General features: G+C 33.2%; 11 protein-coding genes. 5 read left to right on the forward strand and 6 right to left on the reverse strand.

Annotated features, from left to right (window positions below):
- Positions 1-20: 20 nt before the first annotated feature.
- Together QM746_RS03015 and QM746_RS03020 are read right to left on the reverse strand one after the other, a co-directional pair.
- Positions 21-1,553, reverse strand: coding sequence for a YifB family Mg chelatase-like AAA ATPase (locus tag QM746_RS03015; protein ID WP_374363712.1), 1,533 nt, complete (start codon positions 1,551-1,553; stop codon positions 21-23).
- A gap of 101 nt (positions 1,554-1,654) precedes the next feature.
- Complete coding sequence (locus QM746_RS03020; protein WP_414982861.1) at positions 1,655-3,781, reverse strand: elongation factor G; 2,127 nt, start codon at positions 3,779-3,781, stop codon at positions 1,655-1,657.
- A 396-nt stretch (positions 3,782-4,177) separates the two neighbouring features.
- On the opposite strand from QM746_RS03020, the gene pepT reads away from it, so the two are divergent.
- From pepT to QM746_RS03035, 3 genes are all read left to right on the forward strand, one after another.
- Positions 4,178-5,428: a peptidase T gene (gene pepT, locus QM746_RS03025; protein ID WP_414982862.1), complete on the forward strand. Its 1,251-nt coding sequence runs from the start codon at positions 4,178-4,180 to the stop codon at positions 5,426-5,428.
- A gap of 2 nt (positions 5,429-5,430) precedes the next feature.
- Entirely contained in the window at positions 5,431-5,991 is a 561-nt protein-coding gene (locus QM746_RS03030; protein ID WP_414982863.1) for an energy transducer TonB, read from the forward strand.
- A gap of 153 nt (positions 5,992-6,144) precedes the next feature.
- Positions 6,145-6,999, forward strand: coding sequence for a UDP-2,3-diacylglucosamine diphosphatase (locus QM746_RS03035; protein ID WP_414982864.1), 855 nt, complete (start codon positions 6,145-6,147; stop codon positions 6,997-6,999).
- Here the strand turns inward: QM746_RS03035 and QM746_RS03040 are convergent.
- From QM746_RS03040 to QM746_RS03050, 3 genes are all read right to left on the reverse strand, one after another.
- Positions 6,992-7,159, reverse strand: coding sequence for a hypothetical protein (locus QM746_RS03040; RefSeq protein WP_414982865.1), 168 nt, complete (start codon positions 7,157-7,159; stop codon positions 6,992-6,994). The two genes, QM746_RS03035 and QM746_RS03040, sit on opposite strands and share 8 nt — an antisense overlap.
- Positions 7,160-7,226: 67 nt before the next feature.
- Positions 7,227-8,279 (reverse strand): thiamine-phosphate kinase, encoded by a 1,053-nt coding sequence (gene thiL, locus QM746_RS03045; RefSeq protein ID WP_414982866.1) that lies wholly within the window; start codon positions 8,277-8,279, stop codon positions 7,227-7,229.
- A gap of 63 nt (positions 8,280-8,342) precedes the next feature.
- The gene (locus QM746_RS03050; protein ID WP_414982867.1) at positions 8,343-8,843 is read right to left on the reverse strand and encodes an acyl-CoA thioesterase; all 501 of its coding nucleotides are present in this window, start codon (positions 8,841-8,843) and stop codon (positions 8,343-8,345) included.
- Positions 8,844-8,930: 87 nt separating this feature from the next.
- On the opposite strand from QM746_RS03050, the gene QM746_RS03055 reads away from it, so the two are divergent.
- Positions 8,931-10,139: an NAD(P)/FAD-dependent oxidoreductase gene (locus QM746_RS03055; protein WP_414982868.1), complete on the forward strand. Its 1,209-nt coding sequence runs from the start codon at positions 8,931-8,933 to the stop codon at positions 10,137-10,139.
- A gap of 128 nt (positions 10,140-10,267) precedes the next feature.
- Here QM746_RS03055 and QM746_RS03060 read toward each other — a convergent pair whose 3' ends face one another.
- Positions 10,268-11,617 (reverse strand): DUF4403 family protein, encoded by a 1,350-nt coding sequence (locus QM746_RS03060; protein ID WP_414982869.1) that lies wholly within the window; start codon positions 11,615-11,617, stop codon positions 10,268-10,270.
- Between the two features lie 139 nt (positions 11,618-11,756).
- Between QM746_RS03060 and QM746_RS03065 the strand changes: the two genes are divergently transcribed.
- Entirely contained in the window at positions 11,757-12,320 is a 564-nt protein-coding gene (locus QM746_RS03065; RefSeq protein ID WP_414982870.1) for a DUF2306 domain-containing protein, read from the forward strand.
- Position 12,321 lies beyond the last annotated feature (1 nt).

Here is a 12,321-nt window from a genome sequence, read left to right on the forward strand (position 1 = left end):
AGTCCATTTTTTGAGGAGTTTTAAGCATTCCAAAATTCTCTGTCGAGGCTTCTGTATTGTATGGCTTCAGAAATGTGTTGAGACAGAATATTCTCTTCTAATTCTAAATCTGCAATCGTTCTGGCAACTTTCAAAATTCTATCATAAGCTCTAGCCGAAAGGTTTAGTTTTTCCATTGCTATTTTAATTAAATTTTTAGAATCGTTATCTAAGTCGCAATATTTTTCAATTTCTTTCGGTCCAATTTGAGCGTTATAACTTATTTCTAAATCTTTAAATCTTTCATTTTGAATTTCTCTGGCTTTCATAACACGTTCTCTAATAGAAACGCTACTTTCTCCTTTTCTTTTATCCGAAAGTTGCTCAAATTCTACTTTTTGCACTTCAATATGAATGTCTATTCGGTCTAAAAGAGGTCCCGAAAGTTTGTTCATATACCTTTGCATTTCAAATTGAGAAGAAGTATTGTTAGGATCATCCGGGAAATAACCACTTGGCGAAGGATTCATGCTAGCAACCAACATAAAACTCGCAGGATAATTCACGGTAAATCTGGCTCTGGAAATGGTAACTTCACGGTCTTCTAGCGGTTGGCGCATTACTTCTAGCACTGTTCTTTTAAATTCTGGCATTTCATCGAGAAATAAAACTCCATTATGAGCCAGAGAAATTTCGCCAGGTTGAGGATAGCTTCCTCCGCCTACCAAAGCTACATCCGATATAGTATGATGCGGACTTCGGAACGGACGAACCGTCATCAGTGAAGAATCTTTGCCCATTTTTCCTGCTACAGAATGAATTTTGGTAGTTTCTAACGCTTCTTTCATTGTGAGAGGAGGCAAAATACTTGGAACTCTTTTTGCGAGCATTGTTTTTCCACTTCCGGGAGGTCCAATTAAAATGATGTTATGTCCACCAGCTGCTGCAATTTCCATAGCTCTTTTGGCGGTTTCTTGTCCTTTTACTTCTGAAAAATCATACGGAAAATTGTCTATTTTTTCTTGAAATTCTTTTCGGGTGTCAAATTCTGTCCTTTGTAAAGGAATATCTTCGTTAAAGAAATCAATAACTTCTTTGATGTTTTCTACACCATAAACTTCCAGATTATTTACTATTGCGGCTTCTCTGGTATTTTGTTTGGGCAAAATAATGCCTTTGAAACCTTCTTCTCTGGCTTTTATAGCAATGGGCAACACTCCTTTTATTGGTTGCAAGCCTCCATCCAATGATAGTTCACCCATGATGATGTATTTTTCTAGATTTTCTGCTTTTATTAAATCGGAAGCTGCCAAAATACCAATGGCAATGCTCAAGTCATAAGCCGAGCCTTCTTTTCGAAGGTCTGCAGGTGCCATATTTACGGTAATTTTTTTGCCCGGAATTTTGAATCCTACATTTTTGAGAGCCGCATTTATCCTATAGCTGCTTTCTTTGATGGCATTATCTGGTAAGCCCACCAAATGGTAACCAATTCCTGTATCAACATTAACTTCTATGGTGATGGTTTGCGCTGAAACGCCGTGAATGGCACTGCCGTAGATTTTTACTAGCATTCTTAGTATTAGTTTTTTAGATTAAAAGTAAAGTTAAAGATTTTTTTTGAAATGAAGAAACCCCAACTTTCGTTGAGGTTTTCAAATAATATTTTAGAAAATTAAGCTTCTACTTTTTCTAAAGAATGATGTTTTACCAAATCTTGTTGAACGTTTGGTGGAACTAATTGATAATCGTTGAATTTCATGGTAAATTTAGCTCTACCTCCAGTTAATGAACGCAAGGTAGAACCGTAATCGTTCATTTCGGCAAGAGGTATTTCAGCCATTATTTTTTGGTAATGACCTTCAGAATCCATTCCGGAAATCATGGCACGTCTGGTTTGTAAATCTCCCATTACGTCTCCTGTACATTCGTCTGGACAAAGGATTTCTACGTGATACATTGGTTCTAGCAACTGTGGTCTTGCATTGTGAAATGCTTCTTTAAAAGCTCCCGAAGCCGCCAATTGGAAAGAAATATCATTGCTATCTACGCTGTGCATTTTTCCATCATAAACAGAAACTCTAATGTTTTGACATCTAGAACCTGTGAGTGGACCTTCTTTCATCTGTTGCATAATTCCTTTTTTGATGGCGCCAATATATCTGGAATCTATCGCTCCGCCAACAATGCACCAATAAAAAGCAAATTTGCCTCCCCAAGCCAAGTCTTCAAATTCTTTATTTCTTATGTTAAATCCTTCTGGTTCTGGCATTCCTTCGTAGAAGTTTTCAACTCTCATGTGAATTTCTCCAAACTGACCAGCTCCTCCAGATTGTTTTTTGTGTCTGTAATCTGCATCTGCTTTTCCTGTGATGGTTTCTCGGTAAGAAATTCTAGGATTTTGCATTTCCATTTTTACACCAAACTCTTTTTCGAGGCGATATCTTACTAAATCTAAATGTAACTGACCTTGTCCGCTTAGAATTGTTTCTTTGGTTTCCGTAGATTGTTCTATTTTTAGAGTAGGGTCTTCTTCTTGAATTTTGTGTAATGCAGTAATGAGTTTTTCCATATCTGATGCGTTTTCAGTGAAAATAGATTTTCTGATTCTGCTTTCAGGGAAATTCATTTTTTCTATTTTTCTATCAGTACCTTTAGAATTAAGAGTGTTATTGGTATGTCCGTATTTTAATTTTACGGTAACTCCAAGGTCTCCTGCTGTTAATTTTTCTGTTGGAATTCTGTCTTTTCCTTCGGCGATAAAAATTTGAGAAATTCTTTCAACTTCTCCATTTTCTGCATTTATAAGTTCGTCGCCAGGTTTTAATTCACCTGAATAAACTTTAAAATAAGACACAATCCCTACTTGTGGTTCGCTTTGAGTTTTGTAAATAAAAATTGAGGTTTTATCGTTAGAATCGCATTTTAAGAATTCTCCATTTTCTAATTTTTGACCCATTCTGTCTGCTGGCGAAGGTGCAATGTCGTCTATAAAACCCATTATTCTTCCTGAGCCCATATCTTTAAGTCCAGATGAAACAAAAACAGGGAAGAAATCGTGTTTTGCTAAAGCGATGTTTAAGCCTTGTGCCAATTCTTCTTCAGAAAGTTGTCCTTCTTCAAAATATTTTTCCATTAATCCTTCTTCGTTTTCGGCAGCAATTTCTACCAATGCATTGTGCATTTCGTTGGCTTTTGCTATTTCAGAATCTGGGATTGGTTTTTTCTCTGGTTTACCACCTGTAGTAGGAAATTGGTACATTACCATCCTAAGGGCATCTATAATTTGATTAAATCCTTCCCCAGAATTCAAAGGATATTGAATAGGCAATGCTTTGGTTCCGAATCTGTTTTTAATTTGTTCTAAAGAAGCATCGAAATCTGCTTTTGGATGATCCATTTGATTGATTACAAAAATGGTAGGAGTCTGATATTTTTCTACATATTCCCAAACCAATTCTGTACCTACTTCTACACCAGCCGAAGCATTTACCATAATTAGAGCTGTGTCTGCTACTTTTAATGATGAAATTACTTCTCCCACAAAATCGTCAAAACCTGGAGTGTCTAAAATATTAATTTTATTTTTTTTCCAGTTCACGAACATTTGATGAGAAAAAATAGTGTTTTCACGTTGGTGTTCCAAGTCAGTGTTGTCTGAAACAGTGTTGTGTGCTTCTATGGTTCCGCGTCTTTTTATGGCGCCACCTTCAAAAAGCATAGTCTCTATAAAGGTAGTTTTACCGCTTCCAGAATGTCCAAGTAAAACTACGTTACGAAGGTCTTTGGTGTTAGTGCTCATATCTTTTGATTTTTTAAAAATTATATTTCGCATAATAAAATTGAAGCAAGAAAGAAATATATCCTAAAAACCTTTTTGAGATGTTATAATTACCTTAAGACAAATAATTCACACTACCGAAAAACATCTAATTTTTAGACATATACTGCAAAATTGCTGTCAATGAACGAAAATCTTTAAAACCAAAAATGTCTTAAAAGGCACTTCTGTATAAAAATTTAGGAACTGAAAGTTACAAAGTTTTTCAATACAATGTAAAACCGAAAACATGATTTTTGAAAGGTTAGCTCTTAAAGCAAAAGAAAAATGTTTGAGATTATTCTAAAAACATTCATTTTCTCAATCATCATCATCCAAGCAAAAATCTGTAAATTTGTATGAAATAAAAATTGAACAATGCAGACAATAGAATTCAACCACGAATGGAAAATGCGTCTTCTGAACCGTTTTCTTACTTATGCAAAAATATACTCTACCAGCGACCAAGAAAGCGAAACCACTCCTTCTACCACCCAACAATGGGAAATTGCAAAATATATCTTCCAAGAATTGCAAGATTTAGGACTTTCGGAGGTTTCTATGGACGAAAACGGTTACATTATGGCCTATGTTCCTTCTAATATTGAAGAAAACGAGCCAACTGTAGGTTTTATCGCACATTATGATACTTCGCCAGATTTTAACGGAGAGAATGTAAATCCTCAAATTTGGGAAGATTATGATGGTGGAGATTTGCTTTTGAATAAAGAAACAGGTTTTACACTTTCTTCTGAAAAATTCCCAAGTTTAAAAAAATATGTAGGAAAAACGTTGATTACAACAGATGGAACTTCGCTTCTTGGAGCTGATGACAAAGCAGGAGTTGCAGAAATTGTAACGGCTGCAGAATATCTTTTGGCTCATCCAGAAATAAAACACGGCAGAATTGCCATCGGTTTTACACCAGACGAAGAAATTGGAAGAGGAGCTCATAAGTTTAATGTGGCGAGATTTGGGGCAGAATACGCTTATACAATGGATGGAAGTGAAGTAGGAGAGCTAGAATTCGAGAATTTCAATGCAGCAGGAGCTGTAGTAAAAATTAATGGACTTTCTGTTCACCCTGGTTATGCTTTCGGGCAAATGAAAAATGCAGGACTTTTGGCTGCAGAATTTGCTCAAATGTTGCCAGCCAATGAAACGCCAGCTACAACCAAAGGATTTGAAGGATTTTATCATTTAACAGATTTCAAAGGAGATGTTTCCGAAGCTAAATTGCAATACATTATCCGTGACCACGATGCTGAAAAATTTGAAAATCGCAAAAAATTAATCACCGAAAAAGTAGTAGAATTTAATGCGAAATACGGAGAAAATACTGCAGAAATTGAAATTAAAGAGCAGTATAGAAATATGAAACAGCAATTTGAAGGCAAAATGCACATTGTAGAAATTGCTGAACAAGCGATGAAAGATGCCAATATAGAACCGAAAATTAAGGCAATTCGAGGTGGAACTGATGGAGCACAATTGTCTTACATGGGATTACCTTGCCCGAATATTTTTGCTGGTGGAGAAAATTTTCACGGACCGTATGAATATGTAGCGTTAGAATCTATGGAAAAAGCCGTGAAAGTAATTGTGAATATTGCAAAAGCGAAGAAATAATTATGAAAAAGGTATTTTTAACTCTATTTTTATTAGTATTTACAATTTATTATTCTCAAGTTTCGGAATTTGCAAAAATTGATAAAATTGTAGGTGAAAAATATAGAGCAATTGAAAAAAAATATAAAAAGAAATTTCCAGAAGAAAGACAGCAAGAAATAGCAGCAGTAAATAAATTTAGAAAAGAATCCTATAAAAAAGCAATAGATTTTATTCAAAAGGATGATATTAACATTGATTTCAATTCCATTCCTAGGGATTTCACTAAAGAAGCGGAATACGAAACGGGAATGTCTGGTTTCAGAAACTTATTTTCAGAAAATTTTGATGCGTCTGAATTGGAAGGAGGAAAAGGAACTATAAAATGTGTGGTGAAATTTTTGATAAATGAAAATGGAAAAGTTTCTAATATAATTGCGGAAGGAAGTGATTTTGATTTTAATCAAGAAGCATTGATTACGTTTTATAAAATTTCAGAAAAAGGAAAATGGAAACCTGCAGAAAAAGATGGAGTTCCTGTAAAATCAGTTTTTCAAATGCCCTTAACTATGAATTTTGAATAAATTTGCTATCTATATAAATTTACAAAGATTAAGTAAAAACAAATTTAAAACCTTTGCGAGCTTTGCGATTTCTTTGCGACTTTGCGTGAAAATTATTTAAAATTCTGTTAATCACCAATTAATACTGCCAGATTAATTTTACGAAAACTTTCTATGGCAAAAAATAAACGCGAGGTAGAAGTAATCGTTTTGTCTGATATTCATTTGGGAACTTATGGCTGTCATGCAAAAGAATTAGTTGCTTTTTTAAAAAGTGTTTCCCCTAAATTGTTAATTTTAAACGGAGACGTAATTGATGGTTGGGCTTTTTCTAAAAGATATTTTCCCAATGCTCACATGTCTGTTTTGAGTGAATTTTTCAAAATGATGAAAAAAGGAACTCAAGTGATTTACATCACAGGAAATCACGACGAATTTTTGAGGAAATATACCGATTTGTCGATGGGAAATCTTTCTCTTACCGATAAATATTTGTTAGAAATTGAAGGGAAAAAACATTGGATTTTTCACGGAGACGTTTTTGATCATACCACTTCTGGTTCGGCAAAATTTATTGCAAAATTGGGCGGAATTGGTTATGATTGGTTGATTTTGGTAAATAGAGCCATCAATTGGATTTTAGAAAAATTTGGTAAAGGAAAAGTTTCGCTTTCCAAAAGAGTGAAAAATTCGGTGAAAGAAGCCGTGAAATTTATTGGCGATTTTGAGAAAAAAGCTACAGAAATAGCAATTGATAACAAGTATGATTATGTAATTTGTGGGCATATTCATCAGCCAGCAGATAAAATTTTGACCACCGAAAAAGGAAGTGTTCATTATCTTAACTCTGGAGATTGGATAGAAAATCTTTCTTGGTTAGAATATAATAAAGGAAATTGGAACTTAAAATTCTTTAACGAAAAAGAGTTTGAAAAACCTGTAATTGAAGAAAATGACATCTCTGTAAACATGGAAGAACTCATTCATCCAAAAGTTTTTGCGAGTCTGGTTGTGGATAAATTCAACTAAAAACAAAATAATACAGCAATCCCCAAATTGCCACGAAAAATAAAACAAAAAGAAAAGAAGATTTCAAATCTTGCTTTTCTTTTTTTATATAATGTTTGTACAAAACTACTCCTATAAAAGTGATGACAATTAAAGTTGGTAGAAGTGTAAAATGTGCCATTTTTAATAATTTATTGCCACTAATTTAAAAATTGTAAAGAAATATTCGTGAATTAGAGGTAGATTTTCTATTTCTTCAAAAAAGCATCCCAACCTTGTGCTGTAATTTGCGCCAATTCATTGCTTCCTCGTAAAACCATAAAATTCCCTTGTTCCAAATCTACAGCATGACCAATTACCGTAAAATCTGGATGATTTCTCAGTTTTTCAAAATCATTTGGAGAAATGGTGAAAAGCAATTCATAATCCTCGCCACCACTTAAAGCGCACATTGCAGGGTTAAGGTTAAATTCGTCAGCAGTAGTAATGGTGAGTGTATCTAAAGGAATTTTTTCTTCGTATAATCTGAAACCAACTTTACTTTGGTCAGAAAGATGCAGAATTTCTGAAGCCAAACCGTCTGAAACATCAATCATAGAAGTCGGTTTTATGTCTAGTTCTTCTAACGTTTTTTTGATGTCTGTTCTTGCTTCAGGTTTTAATTGCCTTTCCAAAATATAATCATAACCTTCCATTTCTGGTTGCATATTTGGATTTGCTAGATAAACCGAATGTTCTCTTTCCAAAATTTGTAAACCAAGGTAAGCTCCTCCTAAATCTCCTGTCACAACCAGTAAATCATTGGGTTTTGCGCCATTTCTGGTGACTAAATTTTCAGAATTTTCTAAACCAATTGCAGTAATGGTAATTACTAAACCCGAAGTAGAACTTGTAGTATCTCCTCCTACCAAATCTACATTGTATTTTTCGCAAGCTGTGAAAATTCCGTCATAAATCTCATCTAAAGCTTCCACAGGAAATCTATTAGAAACAGCCATAGAAACCAAAATCTGTGTAGGAACAGCGTTCATTGCAGCAATATCACTTAAGTTTACCACTACAACTTTGTAGCCCAAATGTTTTAAAGGAACATATCCCAAATTAAAATGTACACCTTCTGCCAAAACATCTGTGGTTACCACCACTTTTTTGCCTTCAGGATTAATAATAGCAGCATCATCGCCAATTGAATGTTCTGTTGATGAATTTTTTATTGGGAAATTTTCGGTTAAATGTTTTATCAAACCAAATTCTCCTAATTCTGAAATTGGTGTTAATTGAGGTTTTTTTTCTTCGAGCATAATTTATAGTTGATGTTTGATGATAGATAATTGATTAATCATCTATCATCAATTATTAAAAAATTAACGATTCAAATCCATTAAACTGGCATCAATATTTTCCGGACGGAAAGGCAATGCTTTAATGTCTTCTCTGGATAATAATTTTGTTTTTTCAGTTTTAAATTCATTCATTACTTCCAAAATGTCGTCTGGTGGAGTAGTAGTTTTTCTCAGCATCATATCAATCCAAACTCCCGTTGCTTCGGCTGTCGCACAATGTGTGCCGTCTGGTAAATAGAATTTGTGCGTAAATTGATAAATGCTTGCGTCTTCAGAACTTCCTGAAATTTCCAGAGAGACAATTACTTCTTGGTCTGCATACACTTCTTTGAAAAACGAATATCTTTCGTGCAAAATTACAGGGCCAATTCCCCATCTATTCAATTGTGCAACTCCCATTTTGTGCTTGTTCATAAACGCCATTCTTGCTTGTGCACAGTATTGTACATAAGAAGAATTTGCCAAATGTCTGTTAGCATCTATGTCGCTCCAACGAACTTCAAATTTATGGTAATAAATCATTTTAAAATTTTTTAGGTCTCAAAATTAAGAATTTAAAGTTTCAAAACGCCTTATTTATACTAAATTTGTAAAAATTTAAAGAAAATCTTGAAAAAGAAAATTACAATAATTGGAGGTGGCGCTGCAGGTTTTTTTTGTGCTGCAAACCTAGACGAAAATAAATTCAACGTAACGATTTTAGAACAAAACAGCGAAACGCTGCAAAAAGTGAAAATTTCTGGCGGAGGAAGATGTAATGTGTCTCATGCTTGCTTTGACCCTAGAGAATTGGTGAAATTTTATCCAAGAGGAAATAAAGAATTGATGAGCGTTTTTAGTAAATTTCAACCAGGTGATACAATGGATTGGTTCTCTAAACGAAATGTTTCGGTTAAAATTGAAAACGATAATAGAATTTTCCCTGAAAGCAATTCTTCACAGACAATTATAGACTGTTTTTTGAAAGAAGTTCAAGTTAAAAATTTCAAAATTAAAACTCAAACTGTAGTTTTAGAAATTCAGAAATTAGAAATAGGTTATAAAATCATCACAAAAGAAGGAGAAATCTTCACAGATTATGTAATTTATACCACGGGAAGTTCGCCGAAATCTTTGAAAATGATAGAAAATTTGGGACATAAAATTGTTTCTCCAGTTCCTTCATTATTTACTTTTAACATAAAAAATGAGGTATTGAAAGATTTAATGGGAACAAGTTTTCCTTATGCTGAGGTTTCTATTCCCAAATTGAAAATGGAAGAATCTGGACCGCTTCTCATTACACATTGGGGACTTTCTGGCCCTGCAATTTTGAAACTTTCTGCTTGGAAAGCGAGAGAACTCGCAGATTTGAAATATAATTTTGATATTAAAGTAAATTTCATTGGTATTGACAAAGAACAAGCCGAAGAAATTTTTAAAAATTATAGAGAAGAAAATCCTAAAAAAACAATTGGAAATTCTAAAATTTTCGACATTACTTCACGTTTTTGGCACAGAATTCTTTGGCTTTCAAAAGTAGATTTAGAGAAAAATATTTCGCATATCAACAAGCAAGAACTCCAGAAAATTCTAGAAAATCTTTGTGAAAATCTAATGCAAGTAAAAGGAAAATCTACTTTCAAAGACGAGTTTGTAACAGCAGGAGGTGTAGAATTGAAAGAAATTGATTTCAAAACTATGGAGTCTAAAATTTTAGAAAATTTCTACATTGCTGGTGAAGTTCTGAATATTGATGCGGTAACTGGAGGATTTAATTTCCAGGCGTGTTGGAGTGAAGCGTGGCTTATTGCACAGGATTTGAATTCTAAATATTAATTGTTCTTTTGGCTTCGCCGAACCACTGCGTTAGGTTTGTCTTGATGAAAAGAACCAAAAATCAAGGATTTTTATTTTATAAAACATTGCATTCTTTGCGAAAAACATTGCGTTCTTTGCGTGAAATTCTAAAAACTCAATCCCTCAATTTTTAAATTTAGATTAGCATTAATGTCAATAACAGTCGTGATATATTCTGGGTTTACGATGAATTGAGTAGGTTTTAAACTCAGAACTTTTCCTTGTAATTTTAATCCTTTTTGATATTCTTTGTTGAAGCTTTCTTCTATACTTTTTTTAGAAGAATTTTCGATGTCTAGAAGCGGAATTCCATAGTCTTGTTCTATCATTCTCACAATTTTTCCTTCAAATAAAGAAGAAGCTAATTTTTGTAAGATATTTTTAGTTTTTAATCTGAAATCTGTTTTGGTAAAACCAATTTTGTGTTTTGCAGCATCATAAACCAGATTTCCTTTAATGAAAGAAGTTCCGTTTACTTTTCCGGAGGTTTGAATTTCGATAACAACCAATTCGTTTTCAGGATAAATATTGATATTTTCTACTTTTATTTTGCTTTTTTCTACATCAAATTCTTTGCCCTGGAATTGCTTTTTTGCAATGGAATTTGCTTCAGAAAAAGGAATGTTGGCAGTGGTTTTCATTACGAAATTGCTTCCTAAATTTTGTGCAGGAATATAATTCGGAATTGAGATAACGGCAGGATTGGCATTGGGTTTTATGCCTGTGAAAGTTTCAGAAAAAAGGTTAACCGAAATGGTAGATTTTATTTTGTCTGCATAAACTTCCAAAGGAGACATTTTTAATGTTTGAGGCGTAATTTTCAGCCAAGTATTGTATTCTTCGGAAACTTGTATTGGCGCAGAAAAATTGTTCCAAGCCATCACTAAGTAGGGTTGCATGTTCATTTTTTGTTGAATTTGAGCATCAATTATGCTTGTAAATCCTTTTTGTTGTTTGGTGAGAATTCCTTCAATAATAGATGTAAGTGGAATTTTAACTTTCCCGAAATCTAAAACTGGTTTTTCTTTCCACACGAAACCTGCGGTTGTGGTATTGGTTTTCAAACTCCAATTTTGTTGAAAATCTAGCGTTGAAATAAAATTCATTACTACTTTAAAATTGGTTTCTTGATAAGTGTAAATTCCTAAAGTTCCCAAGCCTTTTTGTGCCCAAATTTTCAGAGGAACAGAGAACATTAATCGGTTGTTTATAAGAGCTTTTATGGCAATGTTTCCATCTTTTTCAACTTTGGTCTTTAGTTGGTCGTTGTTATTGTTTTCAAAATCTTTATCTTCGTAAAGTATGCCTGTAATTTGTTGATTTACTAATCTTTGTATTTCGGAAATAGGCAAAGCAATAGGAATGGAAACCGAACTTTGTATTTTGGGAAATTGATAAGTTTCGGTTTGAGAAAAACCCAAAATTGAAAAGAATATAGTTAGAAAAAAATATTTCATCTTCTTAGAACGTTTTAGCAAAAGTATAACTTATTTATTAGGAAATTAGTATTTTTAATCGATGCAAAAAACAATTTATTCAACAAACATTTTTCTTAAAATTCTACTGGTATTAATAAGTGGATATTTTTTTTGGCTGATGCTAAAATTAACTTTAGAATATATCCCAACAAAAGCAGATGTGAGTTTCTTAATGATTAAACAAACTGAAGTTAACACTCATCCCGAATATTTATATTTTTTTTACACTCATGTCTATTCAAGTATTTTTGTGCTTTTGTCTGGTTTTATATCTGTTTTTGTAAAGCCAAATCGGTATTTTAAAAACTTGCACAGATTTTTTGGAAAAATTTATGTTATTTTATTGCTTTTATTGGCAGCTCCTTCTGGAATTTATATGGGATTTTATGCTAATGGTGGTTTCCTTGCCAAAATTTCATTTTTAATTTTGGGTATTTTCTGGTGGCTTACCACTTATAAAGCGTATTTAGAAATAAAAAAGAAAAATTTTGAAAATCATAAAAAATGGATGTACAGAAGCTTTGCTTTGGCGGTTTCGGCAATTACATTAAGAGTATGGAAAGTGGTTTTGGTGTATTTTTTTCATCCAAATCCTATGGATGTTTATGAGATAATAGCTTGGCTTGGCTGGGTTCCAAATATTATTTTGACAGAAATTCTAATAAGAAAAAAAATTATATAAT

Source organism: Cloacibacterium sp., from assembly GCF_047601505.1.
GTDB lineage: Bacteria > Bacteroidota > Bacteroidia > Flavobacteriales > Weeksellaceae > Cloacibacterium.